The following is a 26119-nucleotide window of genomic DNA, read 5'->3' as shown; positions in this document are numbered from 1 at the left end:
ACGGCCTCGATCGTCGCGACCGGTGTCGCATGCGGCATCCGGCCGGGCGCCGAGCTCCTGTCGTGCAGCATCCGCTCGCCGCCCGCCCGGAACCGGGCCAGCCACTTGTAGGCCGTGCGCTCGGAAATCCCGGCCGCTCGCGCAGCATCCGCGACGCGCCAGCCCCCTGCCACGATCCGATTCACCAGAAGGACTCGACCGTGAACGGTCATCCGCGCATTCTCATGCATGTTCATCCGGGCGCTCCGGTCAGGGTTGGTTGGCTTCGCAACCCCAGCCTCACATCCCGGCCCCGGATGAACAACCTTCATAGCTTCGACATCTAGAAGCCGAAGGCGGCCTGCGCCGGCGGAGGTGGCGTGAGATCATGCCCTTCGAGCGCCAGCATGCGGATCTTGGATTGAGCCCCGCCCGGCGCCGAGAAGCCGCCGACCTTTCCGCCGGCCGCCAGCACCCGATGGCAGGGAATGATCAGCGGCACGGGGTTTTTCGCCATCGCCTGCCCGACGTCGCGCGCCGCCTCCGGCCCGGCGCCAAGCAGCTTGGCAAGCGCACCATAGGTCGTCGTCTCACCCCAGCGCAGCGCACGGGTCGCGGCATAGATCGCCGTGAACATCGGATCCTGCTCGCCGAGGTCAAGCGTCACATCCGAGAAGTCGACCGGCTCGCCTTCGAAATAGCGCCGCGCGGCGGCGATTGTCGCGGCGACCACGGGCGGCGGATCTCCGGGCTCGGCCTCGGCCAGACGTCGCAGACAGTCTCGCTCTGCCGTCGCCGCCGAGCGGCTTGGCAACTGGAAGCCTGTGATGCCACTTTCGTTCCAGGCGATGCCGCAAAAGCCGGCAGCGGTCTCGAAGATTGAATAGCGATGACGAGCCTCGCCCATCGTTCCGTGCTCCTGCTCCGGTCTCCTCAAGATTGGCCCTCGGCCCCACCTCTTCAAGCGGGCGGCCGCGGCCAGTCAAGATAACGCGCGCCACGCCATCGTCATCGACCCTGTCAGGCTCTCGCCCGGAGCGAGCCGCCGCAAGCCGCCGTCGCCGGCGAGGTTATGGGCGTTGGCGGCATGGCTCATGGGCTCGAAGGCGAAGAACGGGACCGGATGCACCGGCGGCTCTGCCGGATCCGGCACGAAGATGAAGGAGCGCCGCAACGCTTCGCTCGCCGTGATCAGGGTCGTCACACCCGCGCTGCGGGAGGCGATCTCCGCATGGCCGTCCCAGCCCTCGAAGCCGTTGTTGATCCGGCGCCGCGGCACGCCGCGCGGATGCGTGAAGTCGAGATCCTCCGGCAAGGGCATCCGGCGCGTGGGGAGGGACAATGCGCCCTCCTCCCAGTATTCGGACGCCGTCGCCGTGAGGGTCGTATCCGGATGGACCGGAAAATACGGATGCCAGCCGAAGCCGAAGGGCATGGCACGCGGACCGCGGTTGATGATCGTCATCGTAACCGTCAGCGCCGGCCCCTCGATGGCGAAGACCTGCTCGGCGTCATACTGGAAGGCGCCCTCGTCCCGGCTCCCGCTGCGGAAGACGGCGCGCGTCGCCGAGGCCTCCGCGACGCTCCATGTGGCGAGCCAGCCGTCGCCGTGGAGAACGAGCGGATCCCAATCGGTATTCGCGGCGAATGCGTAATCCTCACCCTCGAAGGTGAAGCGGTTGCCGGCGATTCGATTGCCAAAGGGCAGAAGCGGATAGCAGCCGGACCGCCGCGGCAGGCGCGGCGCCTCCTCGGCGGGCGGACGCAAAAGCGGAACCGCGCCGCGCGTCGTCTTCGCGACGAGCCGCCAGATCACGCCGCCGCTCGTATCGAGCATCGCGAGCAGCGCATCATTCTCAAGCCGCACTTCCGCCATCGATAACCTCCGCCTCACCGACCGTCGGGGAGCGTTGCGCGCACCAGCGAAACATCGCAATGCCCGGATTGCGCGTCGAAGGCAATATGGAGGGCACAAGCCCGCCAAGCCTCGGCCGCTTGCGTTGACGCCCCGCGCATAAAATGATCTATATGATTTATAACGTCTCAGAACGAGCGTATGGGGAGGAGCAACCATGAAACTCAAGCACTATCTCACGTTCGCGACGGCCGGCCTGGCGCTGGGTCTGAGTGCGCTGACGGCCATGGCGGCCGATACGATCAAGATCGGCGTGATCGCCCCCTTGACCGGCGCCGGCGCACCGTGGGGAATGGCGGCCGCTGAAGCGCCGAAGATCCTGGCGGCGGACATCAATGCCAAGGGCGGGCTGACTGTCGGCGGCAAGACGTACAAGGTCGAGGTGGTGGCCTACGACGACCAGTACAAGGCCGCGGAAGCCGTCGCCGCTTATAACCGCTTGGTCAATCAGGACGGCGTCAAATACATGATCATCCTGAGTTCGGCGGCCACGATGGCGCTGAAGCAGAACGTCGAGGACGACGAGGTGGTCGCGGTGACGGCCGCCTATACGGCGAAGGCGATCGAGCCCTCGACGAAATATTTGTTCCGTATGTACAGCACGCCAGCCGACTACGTGCCCTCTTTCATTGCCTGGATGAAGGACAATGTGAAGGAGAAGCGCGTTGTCGTCGTCAATCCCAACGACGAGACGGGCTGGGATCAGACACAGCTCAGCGAGAAACTGTTCAAGGAGAACGGTTTCGAGGTTCTCGGCCATGAATTGTTCGAGCGCGCCCAGAAGGACTTCCAGCCGCTCCTGACAAAGATCATCGCCATGAAGCCCGATATCATCGAGCTCGGCGGCACCTCGCCCGCCACCGCCGGCCTTATCATCCGCCAGGCGCGCGAGCTTGGTTATGACAAGCTGTTCAGCAAGACCGGCGGCGCCGGACCGGCGGAGATCGTCGCGGGCGCGGGCGCCAAGGCGGCGGAAGGCGTGATCAACATGCTCTACGCCGACCCGGCCAACGAGGGGTACCGGCGTATCGCGGCCGCTTACAAGGCCTCTGTCGGCCAGGATCCGAACGAAATCCTGGTGTCTTTCTACGATGGCGCGAATGTCCTCCTGAAGGCTATTCAGAAGGCGGGCGACCCGAGCGACACCGGCAAGGTGGCGGCAGCCTTTGCGTCCGTCCTTCCCATGCCATCCGTGCAGGGCGATCAATTGAGCCTTGGCGGCAAGGCAATCTCTGGCGTCGACAACCAGATCATGACCGTCAACTACATCGGCGTCATTCGTGACGGCCAGCCAGTCGTGATCGGCAAGACGAAATAGCGACAACCATTTGAAGCGTGCGGGGAGGCGCTGGGCGCCCTCCCCTTCGGCCACATCGGGCAAGAACACCGATCTGTGCCAGGTCTAGCCTCCGATTTTGGGGAACGACGATATGTCATATCGGCGTGCTGACAGCCTGCATGTCCAAGGAGAAGGACTGCGATGATCGAACAGATGATCGTCAATGGTCTCTTGGCTGGCTTTATCTATATCATCATGGCACTGGGATTTACGCTCATCTTCGGGATCATGCGCATCGTGAACTTCGCCCACGGCGAATTTTACATGGCCGGCGCCGTGGTCGTGCTGTTCCTGTTTGGCGCTCTCGGCTGGAATTTCTTCCTCGCGGTCGTCATGGCCGGCTTCCTCGCGGCCGCGTTGGGCATCGTCATCGAGCGCGTGCTGTTCCGGCCGCTCGTGGGTAATGAATTGCCAGGCATGATCATGTCGCTTGCCGTCGGCATCACCCTGCAGTCGATCGCCCTCATTCTTTTCGGGCCGTCCGAGCAATCCATTGAACGGCCCTTCTCGGGCACCTGGCAACTCGTCAACGCGGTTGTGCCCTGGGACCGCACGGTCGTTGCCATAGCGGCGCTCGTCATTCTTGCGGCCTTCTATCTGTTCCTGAAGTATTCCCGGCTTGGCCTGGCCATGCAGGCGGTCGCGCAGGACCGCGAAACCGCGAGCCTCATGGGGGTCGAGTCCGGCCTCATCTATGCGTCCGCCTTCGGCATCGCCTGCGCCCTCGCCAGGCTCGCGGGCGGGCTCATGGCGCCGATCTACACCATTGGGCCGTATATGGGGGAATTGCCCATGCTCAAGGCTTTCGTGGTCGTCATCCTCGGAGGACTCGGCAGCGTGCCCGGTGCCGTCCTCGGTGGGCTGCTGATCGGCTTGTCCGAATCCGTATTGTCGACGCTGTTCAGTTCCACGACGGCGCTGATCGCCTCGTTCACGATCGTTCTTCTCATCGTGGTGATGCGGCCGACTGGCCTGATGGGACGAGGCGCCCCATGAAGCGCCTTATCCTTCTCGCCGCGATCGTCATTCTCGCCGTGCTCCCGTGGCTCGCAAACAACCGCTATGTGTTTCACATAGCCACCATGATCGCGATCATGGCGCCGCTCGCGCTCAGCATGAACCTCATGCTGCGCATCGGCCAGTTGTCCATGGCCCATTCCGCCTTCATGGGCATAGGCGCCTATGCCAGCGCGCTCCTGACCATGCGGCTTGGCTTGCCTCCCCTTGCCTCGCTTCTCTGCGGCGGCGTGCTGGCGGCCCTCACCGCGCTCGTGCTCGGTCCAGTCTTCCTGCGCATCAAGGGCGTCTATTTCGTGCTTCTGACCTATGCTTTCGGGCAGATCGTCAATCTCGTCTTCCAGGAATGGACGTCGCTGTTCGGCGGGAACAGCGGACTCTACGGCATTCCGAAGTTCTCGCTGGCCGGCTACCGCCTCACCGCTGTCTCGCAATACTATGTCCTCGCGCTGCTCTTCACCGCCATCGCCTACTGGATGGTGCGGGCGATCGAACGCTCCGACATTGGTGCGATCCTGCAGTCCCTTAACGAGGATGAGATGCTCAGCCGATCGATCGGCGCCGATGCGCTGTCGTGGCGCATCGCGGTCTTCACGTTCAGCGCGGCGATCGCCGGCATAAGCGGCGGCATCTACGCCTTCTATATCGGCTTTCTGTCGCCGCAGGCCTTCGGCTTCCAGCTTTCCGTCGATCTCGTCGTCATGAATGTCATCGGCGGGACAAGCGCCGCCCTTGGCCCCCTGCTTGGCGCGATCGTGGTCGTGCCGCTGCCGGAACTGCTGCGTGAGGCCAAGCAGTATCAGCTTCTCATCTATGGGCTTTGCCTGATGGTCTTCCTCATCTTCATCAAGCAGGGGCTCGTTTCGCTGATCGATCGGCCACGAAGGAAGCCCGCATGAGCGCTCTCCTCGAGGTCCAGGGCCTCACGCGTCGCTTCGGCGGGCTGACGGCGGTCTCCGATGTCTCCTTCGCGGTGAGCGAAGGCGAGATCTTCGGCGTCATCGGCCCCAACGGCGCGGGCAAGACCACGCTGTTCAACGTCATCGCCGGTCATTACAAGCCGAGCGCCGGAACGGCCACGTTTTCCGGCCGGGGAATATCGGGCCTGAGAAGCGACGTGATCGCCCGCCTCGGTATCGCCAGGACCTTTCAGGCCGTGCACCTCTTCGCCGCGGAAACGGTGGCTGAGAACCTGCGGCGCGCACGGGTCCTGTCGACCAGCCACGGTCCCTTCGCCTATCTCCGGTCGTTTGGAACAGGACGCAGGGAGCCCGATCTGCGTGATGTCGCCACTTTCGTCGGGCTCGGCCCTCTGCTCGATCAGACAGCCGGCGGGCTCGCCTACGGCTTGCAGAAAATGCTCGGCATCGGCATGGCGCTGATGGTCACGCCGAAACTTTTGTTGATGGACGAGCCGGCGGCAGGCCTGAACCCCTCGGAAAAACGAGCGGCCAGCGCGCTGATCCGTCGCCTGCGCGATGAACGCGGCATCAGCATCCTGCTCGTGGAGCACGACATGCCTCTCGTCATGGGCGTGTGTGACCGCATCCTCGTGGTCAACCAAGGCAAGCCGATCGCGATCGGCTCACCCGACGCCGTCAAGGCCGATCCGGCGGTCATCGACGCCTATCTGGGGGATGACTATGAGTTTGCTTGAGGTCGAGCGCCTATGTGTCGACTACGCCGGCGTCCATGCCTTGCACCAGGTGTCGGCGAACATCCCGGAGAAGAACGTCGTTTCCATTATCGGCGCCAACGGGGCCGGCAAATCGACGCTGCTGAAGACAATCGCGGGTGTCGTGAAGCCGAATGCCGGCGCTCTCCGTTTCGAAGGCGAGGACATCACCGCGCTCAAGCCCCATGAGCGCCTGGATCGCGGCATCGCGCTCTGCCCCGAGGGGCGCAGGCTGTTTCCGGAACTGACTGTCTATGAGAACATCCGCATGGGGGCCTATCGCGTCCGGGATCGCGCACGGTTCCGCAGCCGGCTCGATTTTCTGCATGCCGTATTCCCGCGTGTCGCGGAACGCGGCAATCAGGTCGCGGCCAGCCTCTCGGGCGGTGAGCAGCAGATGGTTGCCATCGCGCGGGCGCTGATGAGCCATCCGCGCCTGCTCATGCTGGACGAGCCGACGCTCGGCCTCGCGCCAAAACTGATCCACGAGGTCGCGCGTCTCGTCCGGACGATCAATAGCGAAGGCATCACCGTCGTCATCGTCGAGCAGAATGCAAAGCTCGCCCTGAAGATCTCCGATCATGCCTATGTGCTGGAAACCGGCGCAGTCGTACTCGAAGGCAAGAGCAGCGACTTGCTGGCGAGCGACAAGGTTCAACACGCCTATCTGGGAGGGGACAGTGGCCGACAGTCTGCCGACACCGGACATCTCTGACGACGCAACCTACCAGATCTACCAGCTCTGCTATGCGAGGGCGCCCGATCGGCGCGTGCACGAGAACTTCCTGCGCCGCGACATGCATGATGGGCCGATGCCGCTCGATTTCAGTCTGTGGATTCTGCGCAACGCGGCGCGCACGGTCCTTGTCGATACAGGCTTTGGCGCCCGCGCCGCAGGCGAGCGAGGACGGCCGCTCGATATCGACCCTCTGGAGGCGCTGCGGCGTGTCGGCATCGATCCGGATCGCATCGAGGACATCATCCTCACGCATCTTCACTATGATCATGCGGGAAACATCGATCGTTTCGCCAGAGCGCGCTTCCATGTGCAGGATGCGGAGGCCGCTTTTGCCACGGGGCGGTGCATGTGCGAGCCGGCGCTTCGCTTCCCCTTCGACGTGGAGGATGTGGTCACCTTCGTCCGGCACGTCTACGCGGAACGTATCCACTTTCACGACGGTGACGCCGCGCCGCTTCCCGGCATTGCGCTGCATTGCCTCCCCGGCCATAGCCAGGGACTGCAGGCGGTCAAGGTCATGACGCCGCGCGGACCCGTGCTGCTCGCCTCGGATGTCAGCCATCTCTATGCCAATTTTCTTCGGCGCGCGCCCTTCGCCCTGACGGTGGACGCGGCCGCGACCCTGCGCTCGTACGGTCGCATGCTTGAGATCGCGGGCGCTGTCGAGCGGATCATCCCTGGCCACGACCCGTTGGTGCGCAAGCTTTATCCGTCGGTCACGGTCAACGGCGTCACCCTGACGTCGCTGCATGAGGATCCAGCCATCCACGACCTTTCGACGCTCAGGACCTTGGCGGCTGACTGATCCGGGACAGGCACCCTGCCCCTGAGATCCGGGCGTTCGACGGTCTACAGGGCGGCTTGGAGAATGTCGCGAACCTGCTGCAGTGACTCGACCCGACGCGGGTTCTGATGGAAAAACCAATCGTCCTCGACGTCAGCAAGGATGGACTCGAACGCCGCAGCCTCGATACCGATGTCGCTGAGCCGCGACGGCACACCGAGACGCGCGAAAAAGCCGGCGCAGGCGCGCGCAGCCGAATCCGCTGTCCCCGTCTGCCCTGCTTCATCGCCACCGAGCAGTGCCGCAACTGCCGCCAGGCGCTCGCCTGTCGCTGGCGCGTTGAACCGTATGACATGTGGCAGCAGGACCGCATTGACCGTGCCGTTCGCCGTGTGATGGCGCGCGCCGATGCAATGGCCGAGCGCCGCGGTGAGGCCACAGCTCGTCTGGTCTGTCCCCTGACCGGTCAGCACGGCCGCAAGCAGCAGCGCGCCGCGAACCTCCGCGCTGTCCGCCGAAGTACCCAGACGCGGGAGATTGTCACGCAACAGACGCACGGCCTCCAGAAGCGACGCCTCGGCAAGCGGCTGGCGCATGTGGGATTCGAGCCCTTGAACCGCCATCGCGAGGGCATTCAGCGCGGCGTCCCGGACGACAGCGACGGGCGTCGCGAGGGCAAGGCGCGGGTCCACGAAGATCGCCTGGGCGCGCGTGCGCGGATCCAGCATCGTCAGCCGCCGGCCGGATGCAGGTTCGAGGACTGCGGTGCCCGCCTTGGCGATTGCAGTTGTTGGCGTCGTCGGCACAACGAACTGCGGCAGCTTCGGCGCCTGGAGCCGCGGGCTCCGTGGGGGTTGACCGGGCGCGAAGCGCGTGACGAGAGCCTCGATCGGACGGTCCTCGCCGAGCAGGATTGTTGCACCCCGCGCCGTGACGATCGCGGATCCCCCGCCGAGCGCGAGCACCGCGTCCGCGCGCGTCTCGCGCAGCATATCCCTGCCGGCGATGATGGCTGGCAGGGGACTGTGCGACGCGACTTCCGTGAAGCTGCCCGCATGGAGGGCGCCGAGATGCCGCGCTATAGGGGGGAGCCCTTGGGGATGTTGCGACAGCGAGCGGCCGCAAAAGACGACGACACGCGTGACACCTGACCGCTCCAGTTCCGGCCGCAGCGATTCGAGGCTATCCTCGCCGTAATACAGGCGCATGGCTGGCGCAAAATGGCGGAACGACCGGGAAGTCTGCACGGCCTCGGTCTGCATGGCTGCGCTCCTTGGAATGCCCAACGATCATGACAGAAATTGTGTTATTTCATCTAAATGATTTTATTTTTTTGCGAAAGACGTTTTATATATCCTGGCCTGCCCAAGCCGTCGGCGGGGCGAAACTCGCCAGGCCGGCAGTGGAGAAAAGCAGGCGGTGAAGCGGCGGCGGACCGAAGGCCGCGCAACAGGGTAGAGGGACGCACGAGACATGCTTCAGGCGACAGCCAGCGCAGGCACCGAGGACCGCACGCACAGTCAGGGCCTGCCGCTCTCCGGGATAACGGTCATCGACCTGTCCCATGTCTACAACGGCCCTTATGCCACCTTTCTCATGGCCATGGCCGGCGCGGAGGTCATCAAGGTCGAGCCGCATCATGGCGAGCACCTGCGCAGCCGGGGCGACATGGGCGGGGCCGCGCTCCCCTTTGCCATGCTCAATTCCAACAAGAAGCCGGTGACGCTCAACCTGAAATCCGAGAAGGGGCGCACGCTTCTCAAGGAGATGGCCGCGCGTGCCGACATCCTCGTCGAGAACTTCGCGCCAGGCGTCATGGACCGGCTCGGTGTCGGCGCCGCTGAACTGCAGGCGATCAATCCCCGGCTGATCTACGGGTCGAGTTCGGGCTATGGCAAGACCGGCCCCTATCGTGACTATCCGGCGATGGACCTTGTGATGCAGGCGATGTGCGGCGTGATCAACTCGACCGGCTATCCTGACCAGCCGCCGGTGAAATCCGGCGCGGCCATGTGTGATTTCAGTGCCGGCATCCATCTCTATGCGGCGATCATGACGGCGCTCTACGAGCGCGAGCGCACGGGCAAGGGGCGCGTCGTCGAGGTTTCGATGCAGGACGCGACTTATGCCTCGCTCGCCTCGAACCTCGGCATGTTCCACGCACGCGGCGACGCGGCTCCCGCGCGTACCGGCAATCGCCATGGCGGGCTCGGCATATCGCCTTACAATGTCTATGCCGCCACCGACGGCTATGTCGTTCTCAATGCCCCCGGCGACCACCATTTCCGCGCGATCCTAAAGGTGATGGGTCGGGAGGACCTCAAGGATGACCCGCGTTTCCTGAGCCGTTCGTCACGCGTGGTGCATTTCGCGGATGTCGATGAACTCCTTGAGAGCTGGACGCGAACAATGCCGAAGGCCGAGATCGCACGGCTGATGCTGGCGGCGGCGGTGCCTTGCGCACCCGTGCGCGAGTTGTCGGAGGTCATCCTCGACGAAAACATGCATGCCCGCGGCAGCCTGCAGTGGATCGACCATCCCGAACTCGGGCGGGTCGTTCTGCCCCATTCACCCCTGGTCTTTGAGGGCACGCCGCGCCGGCCGATCGAGCCAAGCCTGCCGCTCGGCGCCAGCAACAATACCGTGTTCGGCGCATGGCTGGGACATTCGGAGGAAGAACTCGCCGCACTGAAGGACGAGGGCGTGATCTGACCGGATCACGTCCTCGGGATCGTGGCGCGGCAAAAGGCCGGATCAACCGTTCGGCAGCAGGACCTGCCGCACCACCTCGCCACGGTCGAGGCGATCAAGGCTGAGATTGAGGCCGTCGAAACCCATGCTGTCGCTTTTCAGACGGTTCACGGGCAGAAGGCCTTGCTGGTAGAGGCCGAGATAGCGCGGTATGTCGCGTTCGGGCACACAACTGCCCAGGAAGGAACCGCGGAAAACCTTCTCCTCGGAGACCAGCGCGGCATGGGCATACTGGTACATGTCATTGGAAGCGCCGAGCCCGACGCAGATGATCTCGCCGCCTTTGCGGGTCATGGCATTCGCGGAGGCCATCGCTGCCTTCGCCCCCGAGATCTCGAAGGCGAAGTCGACCCCGCCCTGCGTGAGATCCTTGACCTTCTCGACGACCTGGGGGTCCAGTGCGGAGAACACGTGGGTCGCGCCCAGCTCCTCGGCCAAGGGGAACTTGGTCTCGTTGATATCGATGCCGATGATATGCGCGGCGCCGGCGATCCTTGCAGCCATCACGGCATTCAGGCCCACGCCGCCGAGCCCAAAGACGGCAACGCTCTGGCCGGGCTTGACTTTGGCCGAATTGAACACGCTCCCGGCGCCTGTCACCACCGCGCAGCCGAACATGGCCGCCACGTCGAAGGGGATGGCGGGATCCATGACGATCAGCGAATTCGGCACGGTCACCGCGTATTGCGCGAAGGAGGAGACGCCGCTGTAGTGATAGACGGGTTCCCCCTTCAGCGTGAGCCGCCGCGCGCCATTCGACAGCAGCCCCTGCGTGCGCGGCACCGTCACGCTTTCACACAGCACGGGCCGGCTCTCGGAACAGGGGCGGCAATGGCCGCAGCCCGACACGGCCGTCATCACGACATGGTCTCCGGGCCGGACGGCCGTGACGCCACGGCCGACCTCACGCACGATGCCGGCGCCCTCGTGGCCGCCAACCACCGGAAGCTTGCGCTTGCGCAGCCCGGCGACCTGCGACAGATCCGAATGGCACAATCCCGCCGCCGCGATCTCGACCAACACCTCGCCCTCACCGGGCCCCTCCAGCGACACCTCTTCGATACGGAACGGCGTGCTGTCCACATAGGGGGGCGGCAGGCCCTGCTCATACATGACAGCGGCGACCATGCGCATGGCGGCTTCCTCCCATAGGGGGCCACGTTTCCTGAGCCCCTTGCGTGCGAACCACTTTGACGACGGGGACGCTATTGAAGCTTGCGTTTCGTGTCAAATCCTTTAGATGATATAGTTGTATTCCAAGCCAAAGACCGGGAGGACATCCATGCTCGATGCGCAGGGCCGCGCGACGCAAGCTGTATCCATCAAGGCTTTCATCAATGGCCAGTGGCGCGAGCCTGAAGAGGTCTCGGAAGTCCGCGATCCATACCGTGGCGATGTCGTGGCGCTCGCGCCGGTATCGACGGCGCGGGATCTCGACGATGCCCTCGACGCCGCCTACCGCGCCAAGGGGGCCATGGCGGCGATGCCGGGCTACGAACGCGCGGCTTTCCTGCGCCGTGCGGCCGACAACGTCACGGCCCGTGCGGACGAGATCGCGCGGGCCATGTCGCTCGAGACCGGCAAGGCTTTGCGCGATTCGATCTTTGAAACGCAACGCTCGGCCGACACACTTCGCCTCTGTGCCGAGGAAGCCGTTCGCATCCAGGGCGAGCATATCCCCATGGACGCGAGCGCCATCGGCGCAGGCAAGATCGCCATGGTGATGCGTTTTCCGGCGGGCGTCATCGCCGCGATCACGCCATTCAACGCGCCGGTCAATCTCGCCGCGCACAAGCTTGGTCCCGCGATCGCCGCCGGCAACAGCATCGTGCTCAAGTCGTCGCCGAAGGCGCCGCTCTGCGTCCATCTGTTCGTGGAAGCCTTCGTCGCCGCCGGTTTGCCGGCGGGGGCCGTGAACACCGTCTATGGCGATGCGATTGCGCCGCAGCTCGTCTCGGACCCGCGGGTCGATTTCGTGAGCTTCACGGGCTCCACCCGCGTCGGCAAGATCATCCGCGGCACGATCGGCATGAAGCGCGTCGCGCTTGAGCTCGGCGGCGTCGGCCCGACCTTCGTGCACAGCGATGCCGATCTGCCGGCCGCCGCGAAGGCCTGCGCGCGCAATGCGATGCTACTCGCCGGCCAGAGCTGCATCTCCGTGCAGAATGTTTTCGTGCACAAGCCGGTCTACGAGACTTTCGTTGCAGCCGTGCAGGATGAAGTCGGGCTCCTCGCGCTCGGCGACCCGATGGACATGCAGACCGAGGTGGGCACCCTGATCGACGAACAGGCGGCGGTCCGCGTCGAGGGGATGATCGGCCGGGCCGTCGAGGCCGGCGCAACCCTGCTGCGTGGCGGCTCACGGCGCGGCGCGCAGCTCGACCCCGCCATCCTCACCAATGTCCGTTCCGACATGAGCGTGATGTGCGACGAGATCTTCGGCCCGGCGATGAGCCTGCAGGCTTACGAGGATATCGAGCCGCTGTTCAAATCCATCAGCGACAGCCCGTTCGGGCTGCAATGCGGGATCTTCACCAATTCGCTCGCGCTCGCGCTTTCGGCCATCAAAGGCGTGCGCACGGGTGGGGTCATCGTCAACGGCACGTCCCGCTGGCGCTCGGATCAGATGCCCTACGGCGGCGTCAAGGACAGCGGCGTCGGCCGTGAAGGTCCAAAATACTCGATCAAAGATATGACCGAGGAACGCTTCTTCGTTCTGAACTAGCCGGGATCAGTCTTTAAACGTTCGTGTCTACCAAATGTCTTAATCATCCAAGACAAACAAAAGAGGGAGGATAGCATGCGGCCTATGAAATATTGGCTGCGCGGCCTGGTCTGCGCGGCTTGTCTTGTGTCCGTGCCGGCGATGGCGCAGCTGCGCGACATCAGTATTCCAATCAGCTCGCTCAGCTTCGGCACGGCTGCGATCCGTATCGCGAAGGAGCTCGGGCTGTTCGAGAAGCATGGTCTGAACGCCAAGATCATCGTTATGGACAACGCCAATAGCGCGACAACGGCGTTGATCTCAAAGTCGGTCGAAGTCGTCCTCTCGGGTCCCGGCGAGCTCGTGGCAGCACAGGGCCGAGGCCAGAAAGTCGTCGCGATCGCCAATACGTATAATGGTCTGAGTGCATCGCTCGTTCTGGCCAAGGACGTTGCCGAGAAGACCGGGGTATCGCCCAACGCGCCTGTCGCGGAACGCCTGAAAGCGCTCAACGGGCTGATTATCGGCTCGACCAGCGCGACCTCGTCCTACACCGTGTCCTTCAAGGGCGCGGCCGAAGCGGTCGGCGCCAATATCCGCTTCACCTACATGGCGCAGCCCGCCATGGTTGCGGCGCTCGAAAAAGGTGCGATCCAAGGCTTCATCGCCGGCGCGCCATTCTGGGGCGTCCCGGTCGTGCGAGACAAAGCGGTGCTGTGGCTGAGCGGCCCGAAAGCCGAGCTTCCGCCGCAAAATTTGCCGGCGAGTTCGGTAAGCCTGCAGACCATGCAGGACTTCGCCGCCGCCAATCCCGAGCTGATGAAGTCGCTGGCTGCGGTCATCGCTGATCTCGGCAAGGCCATCGAAGAACGACCGGCCGAGGTCAAGGCCGCTGTCGCCAAGCTATACCCGGACGTCGATGCCAAAACCCTCGATCTGCTCTATGCCAGTGAGGCGGCGGCATGGAAGGCGCGGCCACTGACTGCCGCCGACATGGCTCACGAGATCGCCTTCGTGAAATCGACCGGCACGTCCCTGCCCCAGATCGATTCCGTTGATCCGGCATCCATGCTGGTCAAGTGAAGACAGCTGTTCTTGGCAAGGGCTCGTCTTGGGAAGGGCTCGTCTTGGGAAGGGCTCGCCTTGGGAAGGGCTCGCCCGGGCGAATGATCCGGGCGGGCCTGAGCTGCGCTCCGGGAATTATGGACCGGTGGAACCTGCGTCTTTCTGCACCCGCGCGTGACTACCCCAGCCGCGCCCGGCTCAGAATACGCTTGGCGAGGATCAAATGCGGCCGGTCCAACATCCGCCCGTCGAGGGCAACGACGGCCGTGGCCTCGGCATCTTCGAAAAGGGCAACGACGCGCTGCGCGAAAGCGAGCTGCTCGGCGCTCGGGGTGAAGGCCGTGTTGATGACATCGACTTGATCGGGATGGATAGCGGCCTTGGCGGTGAAGCCGTCCCGCGCCGCGCGTTCCGCTTCCGCCCGCAGGCCCTCGCCGTCGCGAAAATCCGTGAAGACGGCGTCGACGGCCGTGGTGCGCGACGACGTTGCCGCGAGCAGGCAGAAGGTGCGGGCCAGTTCATAGGTCGGAGTATACCGACCGGTGGCGTCGCGATTGGCATGCGCGCCGATGTCGCTCGCGAGATCCTCGCCGCCCCAGAGCACTCCCGTCAGCCGGGGTGTCCCCTCGCCATAGGTGTTGAGACCGAACATCGAGGCGCCGGTCTCGGTCACGATCGGCAGGACGTTCAGTGTGCCGCGCGGGATGCCATCGCGGACCTCCAGTGCTGACACCATGTGGTCGAGGCAGCGCAGGTCCTCCGCAGAACGGCATTTCGGCAGCATGATACCGAACGGCCTCGCCCGCACCACCGCCGCGAGATCCAGAAGCGCATCGTGCGTATCGAGGGCATTGACCCGAACGAAAAGCATCTTGGCACTTCCCGCCGCGATGACCTCCCGACAGAGGCCGCGCGCCAATGCGCGTCGCTCCGCCGTCACCGAGTCTTCAAGGTCGAGGATCAACGCATCGGCCGCGGATGCGAGACCCTTGGCGATCTTGCGTTCACTGTCCCCGGGAACGAACAGCAGGGACCTGATGCCGTCCATGGTCAGAAACTTCCCATGCCGAGGAAGCCGTCATGCGGGAAGTCGGCCATGATCTTCTTGCCGACGAGTTCCTTGAGCGTTTCCGTGGTGCCGCCGCCGAGCGTGCCGTAGCGGGCACCGCGGTAGAAGCGTGACACCGGATATTCGTCCGTGAACCCATAACCGCCATGCACCTGGATAGCCTCGCTTGTCACGCGGATGGCCATTTCGTTGCAGTACATCTTGGCGAGCGCGGCCTGGTAGGGATCAGGGAAAGGGTTCGCCGTGGCACAGGCGCGGTAGAGGATGCTGCGGCCGATCTCGATGTCGCGGTACATCTCGGCGAGTTTCCAGCGCATACCCTGGAATTCGCCGATCGGCCGCTTGAAGGCCGTGCGGTCGCGGCAATACTTCACCGCTTCCTCGAAGGCCCCTTCCGCCAGCCCGAGCGACACGCTCGGGTTGAGACAGCGCTGCGTGTTGAAGGCGGTGAGCAGGCGGCGGAAGCCGTCCTCGCGTATGACAAGATTTTCGAGCGGCAGTTCGCAGTTTTCAAACGTGATCTCGGCGAGGTTTTCGCCACCCATCGTGTGATAACGTGCCGTGCACTGGAAGCCGGGGGTATCGCGTTCAATCAGGACGCAACCGATACCTTCGCGGCCCGGCTGCTTGTTGATGCGCGTAAAGACGACAAACATCTGTGCTTCGTCAACACGGCTGATCAGCGTCTTGGTGCCATTGAGCACAAGCTTGTCACCAACGATATCTGTATTGGTCCGGTAATTCGCCACGTCAGTGCCCGCGTGGGGCTCCGTCATGCATACCGCGAGCATGTTCTCGCCCGTGCAGACACCGGGCAGAATCCGCTGCTTGATCGCCTCGGGCGCATAGGTGGAGATGATGCGCACCTGCACGCCGACCTCTCCCATCAACGCCATCGCGGTGACGTAGCAGCCCTTGGCGACTTCCTCCAGAACGAGGGCCGTGTCGAGCACGCTGAGGCCTGATCCGCCATATTCTTCCGGCACGGCCATGCCGAGAACGCCGATCGAGGCGAGATCCTTCATGCTGTCCCACGGGAAGGAGCCGTCCATGTACTGCAAAGAACGGGGCTTGATCTTCTCCTGGGTCACGGCGCGCACGGTATTGACCATTTCGCGCTGGTCGGCGGTGAGCTGAAAGTCCATATCCTGCCCTCAATTTAGTTAAATCATTTAATTTTTAGGGCGCAGTTGCCCCACAAAAGGGCAACCCCGCGCGGGATCTTCAGGCTATGCGGCGGCCCTGGCGGCCAACGACGCGCGTCGGCTGCGTCAGCAGGTTCTGGTAACGCTTGCGAACAAGATGTTCGAGTTCGGTGACATGCGCTTCCATCTTGGCGGCGGCGACCTTGTTGTCGCGCGCGCGGCATGCATCAAGGATGCCCTGGTGGGCCTCGATCACGTGCTGCTGGTTGCCGAAGGAGTAGCGGACACCATGATGCTCGCCGGTCGCCAGAATACTGATGGTCTGCCAGAAAGTCTCCAGCACTTTATTGCCGCTCGCACGCGCGATGATGCTATGGAAGATGCGGTTTTCCTCGATGAAGGCCGTCTGGTCCTTGTCAATCGCCTTCATCCGGCGGATTGAGGCCTCCAACTCGTCGAAGTCCTCTTCCGTGCCATTGATGGCGGCTTCCGAAGCGAGCGCCGGCTCGATCACCTCACGTGCCTTCAGCACAGCGATGAACGGCACATCGTGCAGCCGCAGATAGACGGACAGGCCGTGAGCGAGGATATCCGTGCTCGGCTTCCGCACCATGATACCGCCACGCGGACCGGGCCGGAGCTCCAGCACCCCTTGGGATTCGAGAATGCGCAGGCTCTCCCGCAGCGTCGGACGGCTGACATCAAACTGTGTGAGAAGTTCCGCCTCCGTGCCGAAGGAACTGCCGGGCGCGAGGCCCGCCGTGATGATCTTGTCCAAGAGGCGCTGCGCGACATGCTCCGCCTTGCTTTTCGGCATCGTTGGTGAGGCATCCATGGATTCAAGAACCTATCGTGAAAATTGCGGTGGCCGCTTTTCTGCAAAGGCTGCAAGCCCCTCTGCGTAGTCAGCTGATCCAAAGATGGCACTGAGCGCCTGGCGCTCCCGTTCCAGTCCTCCCGCCAATGACATCTCGACCCCTTCGTACACGACCTTCTTCAAGGTGCTCGCAGCAGCCGGCGACCGCGAACCAAGCACCTCCATATATCGCATAACCGCCGCGTCTAGCCCATCGTCTTCCACGCAGAGATTGACGAGGCCGATGTCCTGCGCGCGCAAGGCCGTGACAGGCTCTCCGGAATACATCATATCGAGGGCGCGCGAGATGCCGATGAGCCGCGGCAACCGTTGCGTCCCCCCGGCCCCGGGAATGGCGCCGATCCGCGCCTCGGTCAGCCCGATCATCGCGCTCGCTGCAGCAATGCGGATGTCGCAACCGAGTGCCAGCTCGCAGCCGCCGCCCAGCGCGAGCCCGTTGATCACGGCGATCGTCGGAACGGGCGCGGCCGCGAGGCTGTTGACGGCCGCGTTGATCGCCCGGTTATGGGCATGCCGCGCCGTCTCGTCCATCATCTGCCGCTCCTTCAGATCCGCGCCCGCGCAGAACGCCCTCCCCTTCGCGCGCAGGACAATGGCCGTCGCCTTCTCCGTGATCACCTGCTCGATCGTGACCAGGAGATCGTTGACCATCGCCACGCCCAGCGCGTTGAGACGTTCAGGCCGGTTCAGCCAGATCGCGACAGCCCCCGTCGCAAGGCGCTCGACGACGATGCTCTGTTCGCGAACCCGCTCTCGGAGTTGCTCCTGCGGACCGTCATCGGCCTGTTCTTGCGACGAAAGATCGGGATCAGGCATGACGCACCTCGGACACTACAGGCTGGGATGCCGGCCGTTGTCGCGTGCCGTCGCGCGCCTCCCGCAGCAGGGCATCGCGGAAAGCGGGATGGGCGATCGCCGCCAGTTGCTCCATTCGTCTCGCGAAAGAGCAGCCTCTCAGGTCGGCGATCCCATATTCGGTGACGACCAGATCGACCTCCGATCGCGCCGTCGTCACGGGGCGCCCGGCGAGCGAGGTGACGATGCGCGAGGTTCGGCCGTCGGGCGTGGTGGAGGGCAAGGCAATGATCGAACGACCACCCGGCGAGAACTGGGCTCCACGGACAAAATCGATCTGTCCCCCCACGGCACCGAGATAACGGCTCCCCGCCTGTTCCGCGTTGACCTGCCCGGTCAGATCCACTTCGATCGCCGAATTCACGCTGTGGAGCCGATGAAGGCGCGCCATGATTTCGGCGTTATGGGTGTGCGTCGCCGCTCGCAAGGCGATCGCGGGGTTGCCGTCGGCATGCGTGTTCAGGCGATCGCTGCCGAAGAGGCAGCCCGTGACGGAAACCCCTTCATCGAATCCCTTATAGGCGTTGGTCACAACCCCTTTTTCGATGAGATCGACCAGCGCATCGGAGACGACGCCGGAGTGGACACCGAGGTCACGATGATCCCTCAAAGCCTGGGCCACGGCGACGGAAAGACCGCCTATTCCGAATTGCACCGTCGCCCTGTTTGGAATAGCGGACGCTACATGCCGGGCGACTTCCCGTTCCTGGTTCGATGGCTCGGAATCATGCAGCAGGATCTGGTCGACGTCGGCCTCGACCCACACATCGATGTCCCCCGCCGCGACAAGCGCGTCATGGGCAGTCGCCGGCATGCGCTCATCGAGCTCAGCAACCACGCAACGGGCTTTTTTCACAAGCGCCTGGGTGTAATCGGCCACCACCCCGACGGTGAAATGCCCGGGGACCGGTGACGGCCGAACGCGGATCAGCGCGACATCGACAGGCAGCGTTCCGGCCTCGATAAGTCTGGCGATCGATGAGACATGGACGGGAATGACCTCAAGCACACCCGCCGCGGTCAGGCGGCGATTGCTGCCCGCCCCATTGAGGCCGGTCAGCTCGAAGCAGTCAGCGCAGTCAGGCGACAATGTATCGCTCGTCACCATACCGATGAACAGGCGCACGGGCGGCAGGCTATGCCGGGTGGCGACGAGGCGCTGGGTCAATCCCCGCGGCTCCCCCGACCCTTGAGGCCAAGCAATCGTGTCGCCTGCTCGCAGGATGCTGTTGAAATCAAATGACGAGCTGGGCTTCATAAGACGACATGCAACCTTTTTTTGACTGTGGCTCTATGAGTTCGCGCCGTTTTACGCAGGAACGAGAGACGAATACTCTGCTTCCGAAGGGCTGGTCATGTTGGATCGCCCGCGGAGACACGGTTGCCAGCGCTCTGCCAGGCCAGCGCGCGGCTTTCCAGGAGCTTCAGCAGGCCAAGCAGAACAAGGCTGATGCACATCAAGACGATGAGGCCAGCAAACACGGCGGCTGTGTTGAAGAACGACGTTGCCTCCTTGATACGGAAGCCTACGCCGGCTTCCGCCGCGACGAATTCACCGACGATCGCTCCGATCAGCGCATAGGGAAGCCCGATACGGATACCGGTAAAGATCCAAACCGCCGAATACGGGATGGCGATCTTCGTCCAGATATCCCACTTGCCGGCCCCCAGAAGCCGCGCATTCTCCACAAGATCGCGGTCGACCTGGCGTGTTCCCTGGTATGTCGTGAAGAATACCATGAAGAACACAAGCATCGCGGCGAACATAATCTTGTTTGTCGCGCCAATCCCGAACCAAAGCACGAACAGGGGAGCAAGTGCGATTTTCGGAAGGGTATAGAGCGAAAGAATGAATGGCTCGAACAGGTCGCCCAACCGTGTCATCCAGCCAAGAATAAAGCCGATCAGCCCACCGGCGACACTCCCGATGACGAAGCCGACGCCAGCTTCAGTCAAGGTCAGTTGCAGATCGACGGCGAGCTGCCCGGAGGCGGCCCATCGCCCGAGCTCGGCAGCAACGGCGCTCGGGCTGCTCGTCCAGAAGTCGGTGCCGAAGGCGCGCGCCACGATTTCCCACGCGGCGACGGCCAGGATGGCCAGACCCAACTGGAGAAAGGCGTCAGCGGGAAGCGCCCGGCGACGCGGGGTGCTGCCCGAGGGTATGGAGCCTCCGCTCATGCCACGCGCTCCCTCAATGCACGTCCAACGCCGCCCAAAGCTCTTTGACGTAAGCTCCGAAGGCGGGATTGGACTGGATGTCTATGACGTCGCGCGGACGTGGCAACTCGATATCGACGACACGTTTCGGGCGCCCTGGCCGCCCCGACATGACCACGACGCGATCCGCCAGCGTGATGGCTTCCTGCAGGTCATGCGTCACGAAGACGAAGGTCGCGCCGGTTTCCTGCCACAGCTTGAGAAGCTCGCCATGCATGCGCGTGCGCAACTGCGCGTCGAGGCTGCCGAACGGCTCGTCCATGAGGTAGATATCCGGCTCGTAGGCAAGCGTGCGAGCAATCATGACACGTTGCAGCATGCCGCCCGACAATTGGCGTGGGTAGGCCTTCTCGAAGCCACCAAGCCCCACCTTGTCGATGGCGATGCGCACACGCCGCGCGGCCTCCGCCTTGGGTATCCTGCGGAATTCCAGCGGCAGCCGAACATTCGCCTCCACCGTGCGCCACGGCAGGCAGAAGTTCTTCTGGGTGATGTAGCCGACATCGTGATTGATCGCGGTGACCGCATCGCCCTTGTAGCGCACGACGCCCTCAGCCGGACGCAGTGTGCCTGCCACCATGTTCAACAAGGTCGACTTGCCACAACCACTTGGCCCGACGACGGCCAGGAACTCGCCCTGCCGGACCGAGAGCGTTGTCGGCCCCATGGCATGGAGCGCGCCGAAACGGGCCACCACGCCGTCAAAGTCGATAGCCACCGGCTCTTCCGATACAGCGTTCATCGGCGATGACTGAAGCCTGTGAACCGACATTGCTCCTCCCAAACCTTGCAAAGAATGGTAGTTCCCAGCTCTATTTGAGTCAAATCATTTATATGAAATAGAGCAAATGGGGCCTGATCGCCGGCTTGGCCCCCTTATTCTCATCATGCAGGTCGTCCGTGGCTTCCCGCCTGCGAACTGGCCACGCATTTCGCCTCGCGAATGGCCTAACGCGTTACCGCCTCAAGGATGGCGCCACCGCGCCGCATTTCATGAAGACCATCGATTGTCTGACGCAGCGTGGTCACCGCCGTCTCCGGCCAATCGAGGCCGCTGATGTCAAGGCAATCAGCAAGTTTCGCATCAAAGTCGGCGAGGGACATGGGTGACTTGGGATGTCCGCGTGGAATGTCCACCCTGGCCTCGATAAGGCCTTTGTCTGTTGCAGCGATCAGATGGGTCGGCGATATGTTGCGCGACCAGTTCCGCTCTATCTCAGCATCGAGTTCAGCATTCACATGCGACGAGATGGCGAGGACGCCCTCGTCGCGCAGCCCCTCCTCGGTGAAGGCACGCAGGCCCACCGCCCCCTTGTGCAAGGCGCAGGCAACCGTGTAAGGCAGGCTGAACTGCGCCTGAACGATGGTCGCTGGACGCTTGCGCACCGCAACGGGCGTACAGACCGCCTCATAGGCCTGTTTGTTCACGCGCGCCGTGAGCGCGTGAACCGTGGCGCCACGCGCCTCCAGCTCACGCCGGATGATGAGCGCGGCGTCAATGGCCGTGTGATTGAACCGACAGCAAGGGTAGGGCTTGTAACTCAGATTGAGAAACTCGTAGCGCTCACCCAGGCCGTCTCTCAGCGCATCCGGATCATAGCGTCCGCGCAGATAGCTGCGAAACAGCCCATCGATCCCCTCGAAAGTGTTCTGCGCGCCGCGAATGCCGGCTTTGGTCAGGGCGACCGAGATGAGCCCGGTCTTGGCCGCGAAACCGGGCTGGACCCGCTTCGTCAGCGCGGCATCGCGGGTTACCTGATGGGTGCCCGCCGCCTGGCTATAGGCCACGCCCAGGGCATTGACCATCTGGTCGCGGTCGAGGCCCGCGACGCGCCCGGCGGCGGCGGTGGCGGCAAAATGACCGAAGAGCGATGTATACATGAAGCCGCTCTCGATAATGCCGATCGAGGTCGCCACGCCAAGTCGGCAAATGAGTTCAAGCCCGGCGACGACGCTGGCGATGAGATCGGCGCCGGTCGCATCCGGATTGAGCTCGGCCGCGGCCAGGGCCGCCGGTATGACGGACACACCGGCATGCAGCACCGCACCGTCATGGGTGTCGTCGTAGTCGCGGGCATGCGCCATCATGCCATTCACCCATGCGGCATGATGCGCCGGCACCCGAATGGACGAGCACCAGATGCCGGCCTCGGGTTTGCCGGCCCATTCCGCGACGAGTGCCTTGAGATTACCGACACCAGCCGCCGAAACGCCGGCCGTGGCACAGGCAAGCGTATCGAAGAGATTGGCCTTGGCCGCCGCAACCACGGCCTGCGGCATCTGGTCGAGCGTCAATGCGGAGGCGAAGGCCGCATAATCCGCGGCAAAATCTCCGTCCGCCCTGATATCGTGAATACTGGCTATGTCGGCCATCACTCGTCCTCATCGCGCTTGCCCTTAGGGCAGGCAAACCGCGGAGCGCCGACGCTCCGCGCCAGCCGCCCGCGCTGTTAATCGGCCTTGATATTGTGTTTGACGGCGAGTTCGCGCCACTTGGCCAATTCCTTGGTCACATGGTCGCCGAACGCGGCAACACTCATTGCGGCGGGCATGGCACCATGCTTGGCGAGGAATTCTGTCGCCTCCGGGGAGCCCATGACCGTGTTGATACCTTGATTGATCTTTGTCACCACGGCATCCGGCGTTCCCGACGGCGCGAAAACGCCCCACCATATGTCTGCCTCCGCGCCCGCGAAGCCGGCCTCGGCGACGGTGGGCACATCGGGCATCGCCTTGGAGCGCGTCTTGCTGGCAATCGCGATCGGCTTGGCCTTGTTGCTCGCAACGCTCGACAGAACTTGGGTCACGGTGCCGACATAGACGTCCAGGCGCCCGCCGGCCATGTCGACGAGGGCGTCTGTTCCCCCCTTGTAGTGGACCGGCTCCATCTTGATACCGGCCACATCATTGAGGAGCTCGCCGGCGAATTGCGTGGAGCTGCCGACGCCGGTCGTCCCGTAGAAGATCTTCTGCGTCTTGGCCGCCTTCGCCAGGTCGGCGAGATTGTTCACCGGTACGCGCGAGCCCGTCACGATGACCATCTGACCGAGCGCTCCCATCCCCACCGGCTTCAGGTCCTTGACTGGATCAAACGGGAGATTGCTCTGCGTCGCCGCATTCGTCGTGAACGTGCCCGACACGAACAGCAGGGTGTAGCCGTCAGGCCGCGACTGCGCGACATGGGCCGAGCCGATCGCCGAGCCGGCACCAGGCTTGTTTTCCACCACGACGGGCGTACTCCAGAGCTTCGCCAGGCCGTCGGCGAGATAGCGGCCGATCGTGTCGTTGGAGCCCGCAGGCGTGAAGGGGATGACGATCGTCACCCGTTTGGTAGGAAAGTCCTGGGCGCTGGCGAGACCCGACAGGCAGGCCGCGCCGACACATAAGAGAATTCCGAGTATACGGTTCATCAAGCCCTCCCAGAATGTGACTGTACTTGTGTTCGGTGCCGCGTCTTCGGCGGCTTTGCAGATAGACGTTAAGTCTCTTCGTGAAGGATGGCGTCGCGCTCCCTTCGGATCTTGGGAAACATTGCCGTGATCAGAAGGGCAGCCGCCAGGATCAAGAAGCACAGGGATATCGGCTCGCGGACAAAGACCATGTAGTCCCCTTGGGACAGCACCATGGCGCGCCGGAAATTTTCCTCGAGCAGGGGCCCGAGCACGAAGCCCAGCACCAGCGGCGCCGGTTCGCATTCCAGCTTGCGCAGGGCATAGCCGGCCAGACCGAAGCCAGCCGCCAGGAACAGGTCGAATGTCGAGAACTGCACGGAATAGACGCCGAGGCAGCAGAACAGGAGGATCGCGGGATAGAGCACCCGATAGGGAATGCTCAGCAATCGCACCCAAAGCCCGACGAGTGGAAGATTGAGTATGATCAGGATCAGGTTCCCGATCCACATGGAGACGATCAGCCCCCAGAACAGCGCTGGATTGCTGGTCATGACTTGCGGGCCAGGCTGAATATTGTGCATGACCATGGCGCCGAGCATGAGGGCCATGGTCGGGCTGCCCGGGATCCCGAGCGTCAGCGTCGGGATGAAGGCGGTCTGCGCGGCCGCATTATTGGCGGCCTCCGGACCGGCAACGCCCTCGATCGCCCCCTTGCCGAGCTCCCCGCGGAACCGCGACACCTTCTTTTCCAGGCTGTAGGAAAAGAAGGAGGAGAGCGACAGCCCCGCGCCGGGCAGGATGCCGAGCAGCGCGCCGATCGAGGTGCCGCGCAGGATGGCGGGGGTCATCCGCCGGAAATCCTCCGCCCGGGGCATGAGGCGCCCCATGTTATCCGTAAAAGTCTCACGGTTCGCATCGCTCTCGAGGCTCGCGATGACCTCCCCGAAGGCGAAAAGGCCGACCGCGATGACGATGAAATCGATGCCCTCCCAGAGATTGGGCGTTCCGAAGGTGAAGCGCTGCACGCCGGAATTGAGATCAGTGCCGACGGTGCCGAGAATGACCCCGATCAGGATCATCCCGATTGCCTTCATGATCGACCCGGACGCAAGCGACACCGCGCCGATCAGCCCGACCACCATCAGCGAGAAGTATTCCGCCCCGCCGAAGCGAAAGGCCACGCTGGCGAGCGGCGCGGCAAAGGCCGCCAGTATGAGCGTCCCGACGCATCCCGCGAAGAACGAGCCGATGGCCGCCGTCGCGATCGCGACCCCCGCCCTGCCCTGCCGGGCCATTTGGTAGCCGTCGAGGACGGTGACGACGGAGGACGTCTCGCCGGGCAGGTTGACCAGGATCGCTGTCGTCGAGCCGCCATAGGCCGCGCCGTAATAGATCCCGGCGAGCATGATGAGCGCTGCCGTCGGATCGAGACCGAAGGTGAAGGGCAGGAGCATGGAAATGGTCGCGAGCGGCCCAAGGCCGGGCAGCACGCCGATCAGTGTTCCAAGCACGCAGCCCATGAAGGCATAGAGCAGGTTCTGCAGGGATAACGCGCTCTCGAAGCCGATGATGAGATTGCCGAACAGGTCCATCGCGGGCTCCTATGCGCTCAGGTCCGGCGGCAGCAACGGCACCTGCAGCCCCAGGATCATGATGAAGATGATCCACGACAAGGCGAGCAGGATGGCGCTCGACAGCAAGGCGCTGCGCCAGGAGAACGCGCTGTGGGCAAGGCTTGAGACGACGATCAGCACGGGCAATGCGACAACCAGACCCGCTCGCTCGATCAGCAAGCCGAAGAGCACGACAGAGAGCAGGATAAGGATGACGCTTCTGACCGGCCATTGGTCCAGCTCGGAGCGCGTCGTCGCCCGCATCAGCGCAGCGGCGAGAACCGCGAGCCCGGTCAACACCAGCGCAAGTCCAAGGCCGAGGGGGAAATATCCCGGACCCATGCGGGCCGCGCTGCCGATCGTATAATGGGTCGCGCCAAAGGCAACCGCCGCACCAAAGCCGATAAAAAAGGCCCCAGTCAGAATGTTCTTCTTGTCACTGACATTCATGGCGTCGCCCTGCTCCGACCACTCCGGCGATCGCGAACCGGCGCGCCGCACGTCCCGCGGCGCCGCCCATTGTGACGCCGTTGCATTTGACAGCCGGTATGAAAGGGTCACCGACGGCAGCGCGCGGACAGCGCGGCCCAATGCCCACTCATGGTGCCTCCCGCATCGCGGAATCTTCAGTCCGCGTTCTTGCTATTCAATGTAATCATTTAACTGAATTTGGTCAAACCCCTTCATGCCGCGACGTCGCCGGCGCTGATACGCGCCGGGCGGTCAGAGCGCGTCAGTCGGTCGGGGACCTGCTCCCGCGCGATATGTCCGCCCTCGATGGACGCGGATGTGCTCGCTGCGGCGCGGTGCGATCGCGCGAATGATGCATAAAGAAAGCCGCGGCGAGTGATCGCCGCGGCCTGAATGATCCCTGTGTGATTTGAGATATCCGGTCGCCCGCTGCCCTTGCGGACGGGCCAATCCCTGTCGCCAAGGATCGATTGATCCTAGAGCTTCACCTCGAAGGCAGCGGCGGTCTTGGC

The 26119-nt window shown here is 63.7% G+C and carries 25 protein-coding genes; 9 read left to right on the top strand and 16 right to left on the bottom strand.

All coding sequences use genetic code 11. From position 1 onward, the window contains the following. From C7450_RS32550 to C7450_RS32540, 3 genes are all read right to left on the bottom strand, one after another. Positions 1-236, bottom strand: a 236-nt coding sequence (locus C7450_RS32550) for a leucine zipper domain-containing protein (RefSeq protein ID WP_170147493.1), incomplete at its 3' end; no start/stop codon positions are given. 86 nt (positions 237-322) lie between these two features. Beyond that, entirely contained in the window at positions 323-886 is a 564-nt protein-coding gene (locus C7450_RS32545; RefSeq protein ID WP_110378576.1) for a methylated-DNA--[protein]-cysteine S-methyltransferase, read from the bottom strand. 75 nt (positions 887-961) lie between these two features. Beyond that, entirely contained in the window at positions 962-1855 is an 894-nt protein-coding gene (locus C7450_RS32540; protein ID WP_170147563.1) for an aldose 1-epimerase, read from the bottom strand. 196 nt (positions 1856-2051) lie between these two features. Between C7450_RS32540 and C7450_RS32535 the strand changes: the two genes are divergently transcribed. From C7450_RS32535 to C7450_RS32510, 6 genes are all read left to right on the top strand, one after another. Continuing rightward, on the top strand, positions 2052-3212 hold the full coding sequence (locus C7450_RS32535) for an ABC transporter substrate-binding protein (RefSeq protein WP_110378574.1): 1161 nt from the start codon (positions 2052-2054) through the stop codon (positions 3210-3212). Between the two features lie 162 nt (positions 3213-3374). Beyond that, positions 3375-4229: a branched-chain amino acid ABC transporter permease gene (locus C7450_RS32530; protein ID WP_110378573.1), complete on the top strand. Its 855-nt coding sequence runs from the start codon at positions 3375-3377 to the stop codon at positions 4227-4229. After that, positions 4226-5149 (top strand): branched-chain amino acid ABC transporter permease, encoded by a 924-nt coding sequence (locus C7450_RS32525; protein ID WP_110378572.1) that lies wholly within the window; start codon positions 4226-4228, stop codon positions 5147-5149. Before C7450_RS32530 ends, C7450_RS32525 begins: the two co-directional genes overlap by 4 nt. Beyond that, entirely contained in the window at positions 5146-5907 is a 762-nt protein-coding gene (locus C7450_RS32520) for an ABC transporter ATP-binding protein (RefSeq protein WP_110378571.1), read from the top strand. The genes C7450_RS32525 and C7450_RS32520 overlap by 4 nt, the downstream gene beginning before the upstream one ends. Next, on the top strand, positions 5900-6640 hold the full coding sequence (locus C7450_RS32515) for an ABC transporter ATP-binding protein (RefSeq protein WP_425351276.1): 741 nt from the start codon (positions 5900-5902) through the stop codon (positions 6638-6640). The genes C7450_RS32520 and C7450_RS32515 overlap by 8 nt, the downstream gene beginning before the upstream one ends. Then, a complete protein-coding gene (locus C7450_RS32510; protein ID WP_245450300.1) occupies positions 6606-7469 on the top strand; it encodes an N-acyl homoserine lactonase family protein in 864 nt (287 codons plus the stop codon). Before C7450_RS32515 ends, C7450_RS32510 begins: the two co-directional genes overlap by 35 nt. Positions 7470-7513: 44 nt before the next feature. Here C7450_RS32510 and C7450_RS32505 read toward each other — a convergent pair whose 3' ends face one another. Next, positions 7514-8710 (bottom strand): iron-containing alcohol dehydrogenase family protein, encoded by a 1197-nt coding sequence (locus C7450_RS32505; protein ID WP_110378569.1) that lies wholly within the window; start codon positions 8708-8710, stop codon positions 7514-7516. Between the two features lie 211 nt (positions 8711-8921). On the opposite strand from C7450_RS32505, the gene C7450_RS32500 reads away from it, so the two are divergent. Continuing rightward, complete coding sequence (locus C7450_RS32500) at positions 8922-10160, top strand: CaiB/BaiF CoA transferase family protein (RefSeq protein ID WP_110378568.1); 1239 nt, start codon at positions 8922-8924, stop codon at positions 10158-10160. A gap of 42 nt (positions 10161-10202) precedes the next feature. Here the strand turns inward: C7450_RS32500 and C7450_RS32495 are convergent, their stop codons facing one another. Then, entirely contained in the window at positions 10203-11333 is a 1131-nt protein-coding gene (locus tag C7450_RS32495; RefSeq protein ID WP_110378567.1) for a zinc-binding dehydrogenase, read from the bottom strand. A 148-nt stretch (positions 11334-11481) separates the two neighbouring features. Between C7450_RS32495 and C7450_RS32490 the strand changes: the two genes are divergently transcribed. Both C7450_RS32490 and C7450_RS32485 read left to right on the top strand, forming a co-directional pair. Beyond that, a complete protein-coding gene (locus tag C7450_RS32490) occupies positions 11482-12924 on the top strand; it encodes an aldehyde dehydrogenase family protein (protein WP_110378566.1) in 1443 nt (480 codons plus the stop codon). A gap of 75 nt (positions 12925-12999) precedes the next feature. Next, positions 13000-13986 carry an ABC transporter substrate-binding protein gene (locus C7450_RS32485; RefSeq protein ID WP_110378565.1) on the top strand — a complete coding sequence of 329 codons (987 nt, stop codon included), beginning with the start codon at positions 13000-13002 and terminating at the stop codon, positions 13984-13986. 160 nt (positions 13987-14146) lie between these two features. Here C7450_RS32485 and C7450_RS32480 read toward each other — a convergent pair whose 3' ends face one another. The 11 genes from C7450_RS32480 to C7450_RS32430 form a co-directional block, all read right to left on the bottom strand. Continuing rightward, positions 14147-15016, bottom strand: coding sequence for an HpcH/HpaI aldolase/citrate lyase family protein (locus C7450_RS32480; RefSeq protein ID WP_170147562.1), 870 nt, complete (start codon positions 15014-15016; stop codon positions 14147-14149). Between the two features lie 2 nt (positions 15017-15018). Beyond that, positions 15019-16182: an acyl-CoA dehydrogenase family protein gene (locus C7450_RS32475; RefSeq protein WP_110378564.1), complete on the bottom strand. Its 1164-nt coding sequence runs from the start codon at positions 16180-16182 to the stop codon at positions 15019-15021. Between the two features lie 79 nt (positions 16183-16261). Further along, complete coding sequence (locus C7450_RS32470) at positions 16262-16999, bottom strand: FadR/GntR family transcriptional regulator (protein ID WP_110378563.1); 738 nt, start codon at positions 16997-16999, stop codon at positions 16262-16264. A gap of 30 nt (positions 17000-17029) precedes the next feature. After that, complete coding sequence (locus C7450_RS32465) at positions 17030-17875, bottom strand: enoyl-CoA hydratase/isomerase family protein (RefSeq protein ID WP_110378562.1); 846 nt, start codon at positions 17873-17875, stop codon at positions 17030-17032. After that, complete coding sequence (locus C7450_RS32460; protein WP_170147561.1) at positions 17868-19082, bottom strand: acetyl-CoA hydrolase/transferase family protein; 1215 nt, start codon at positions 19080-19082, stop codon at positions 17868-17870. The genes C7450_RS32465 and C7450_RS32460 overlap by 8 nt, the downstream gene beginning before the upstream one ends. Before the next feature lie 185 nt (positions 19083-19267). Then, positions 19268-20092: an ABC transporter permease gene (locus C7450_RS32455; RefSeq protein ID WP_110378560.1), complete on the bottom strand. Its 825-nt coding sequence runs from the start codon at positions 20090-20092 to the stop codon at positions 19268-19270. A 13-nt stretch (positions 20093-20105) separates the two neighbouring features. Further along, entirely contained in the window at positions 20106-20849 is a 744-nt protein-coding gene (locus C7450_RS32450; RefSeq protein WP_245450299.1) for an ABC transporter ATP-binding protein, read from the bottom strand. 230 nt (positions 20850-21079) lie between these two features. Further along, a complete protein-coding gene (locus C7450_RS32445) occupies positions 21080-22504 on the bottom strand; it encodes an MmgE/PrpD family protein (protein WP_110378558.1) in 1425 nt (474 codons plus the stop codon). Between the two features lie 77 nt (positions 22505-22581). Further along, a complete protein-coding gene (locus C7450_RS32440; protein WP_110378557.1) occupies positions 22582-23541 on the bottom strand; it encodes a Bug family tripartite tricarboxylate transporter substrate binding protein in 960 nt (319 codons plus the stop codon). Positions 23542-23609: 68 nt separating this feature from the next. Next, positions 23610-25115 carry a tripartite tricarboxylate transporter permease gene (locus tag C7450_RS32435; protein ID WP_110378556.1) on the bottom strand — a complete coding sequence of 502 codons (1506 nt, stop codon included), beginning with the start codon at positions 25113-25115 and terminating at the stop codon, positions 23610-23612. A gap of 9 nt (positions 25116-25124) precedes the next feature. Beyond that, positions 25125-25586, bottom strand: coding sequence for a tripartite tricarboxylate transporter TctB family protein (locus tag C7450_RS32430; RefSeq protein ID WP_146227621.1), 462 nt, complete (start codon positions 25584-25586; stop codon positions 25125-25127). Positions 25587-26119 lie beyond the last annotated feature (533 nt).

The organism is Chelatococcus asaccharovorans, assembly GCF_003201475.1.
Taxonomy (GTDB): Bacteria; Pseudomonadota; Alphaproteobacteria; order Rhizobiales; family Beijerinckiaceae; genus Chelatococcus; species Chelatococcus asaccharovorans.
The sequence above is the reverse complement of the archived record's forward strand: the minus strand, read 5'-3'. Positions and strand labels throughout refer to the sequence as shown.

Bases quoted from the DNA above. Each gene is read 5' to 3' on its own strand.
- C7450_RS32485 (WP_110378565.1), top strand. From the start codon at position 13,000: ATGCGGCCTATGAAATATTGGCTGCGCGGCCTGGTCTGCGCGGCTTGT.
- C7450_RS32435 (WP_110378556.1), bottom strand. From the start codon at position 25,115: ATGGACCTGTTCGGCAATCTCATCATCGGCTTCGAGAGCGCGTTATCC.
- C7450_RS32465 (WP_110378562.1), bottom strand. From the start codon at position 17,875: ATGCCTGATCCCGATCTTTCGTCGCAAGAACAGGCCGATGACGGTCCG.
- C7450_RS32545 (WP_110378576.1), bottom strand. From the start codon at position 886: ATGGGCGAGGCTCGTCATCGCTATTCAATCTTCGAGACCGCTGCCGGC.
- C7450_RS32445 (WP_110378558.1), bottom strand. From the start codon at position 22,504: ATGGCCGACATAGCCAGTATTCACGATATCAGGGCGGACGGAGATTTT.
- C7450_RS32540 (WP_170147563.1), bottom strand. From the start codon at position 1,855: ATGGCGGAAGTGCGGCTTGAGAATGATGCGCTGCTCGCGATGCTCGAT.
- C7450_RS32495 (WP_110378567.1), bottom strand. From the start codon at position 11,333: ATGCGCATGGTCGCCGCTGTCATGTATGAGCAGGGCCTGCCGCCCCCC.
- C7450_RS32440 (WP_110378557.1), bottom strand. From the start codon at position 23,541: ATGAACCGTATACTCGGAATTCTCTTATGTGTCGGCGCGGCCTGCCTG.
- C7450_RS32475 (WP_110378564.1), bottom strand. From the start codon at position 16,182: ATGGACTTTCAGCTCACCGCCGACCAGCGCGAAATGGTCAATACCGTG.
- C7450_RS32490 (WP_110378566.1), top strand. From the start codon at position 11,482: ATGCTCGATGCGCAGGGCCGCGCGACGCAAGCTGTATCCATCAAGGCT.
- C7450_RS32520 (WP_110378571.1), top strand. From the start codon at position 5,146: ATGAGCGCTCTCCTCGAGGTCCAGGGCCTCACGCGTCGCTTCGGCGGG.
- C7450_RS32430 (WP_146227621.1), bottom strand. From the start codon at position 25,586: ATGAATGTCAGTGACAAGAAGAACATTCTGACTGGGGCCTTTTTTATC.
- C7450_RS32525 (WP_110378572.1), top strand. From the start codon at position 4,226: ATGAAGCGCCTTATCCTTCTCGCCGCGATCGTCATTCTCGCCGTGCTC.
- C7450_RS32455 (WP_110378560.1), bottom strand. From the start codon at position 20,092: ATGAGCGGAGGCTCCATACCCTCGGGCAGCACCCCGCGTCGCCGGGCG.
- C7450_RS32500 (WP_110378568.1), top strand. From the start codon at position 8,922: ATGCTTCAGGCGACAGCCAGCGCAGGCACCGAGGACCGCACGCACAGT.
- C7450_RS32480 (WP_170147562.1), bottom strand. From the start codon at position 15,016: ATGGACGGCATCAGGTCCCTGCTGTTCGTTCCCGGGGACAGTGAACGC.
- C7450_RS32530 (WP_110378573.1), top strand. From the start codon at position 3,375: ATGATCGAACAGATGATCGTCAATGGTCTCTTGGCTGGCTTTATCTAT.
- C7450_RS32505 (WP_110378569.1), bottom strand. From the start codon at position 8,710: ATGCAGACCGAGGCCGTGCAGACTTCCCGGTCGTTCCGCCATTTTGCG.
- C7450_RS32470 (WP_110378563.1), bottom strand. From the start codon at position 16,999: ATGCCGAAAAGCAAGGCGGAGCATGTCGCGCAGCGCCTCTTGGACAAG.
- C7450_RS32535 (WP_110378574.1), top strand. From the start codon at position 2,052: ATGAAACTCAAGCACTATCTCACGTTCGCGACGGCCGGCCTGGCGCTG.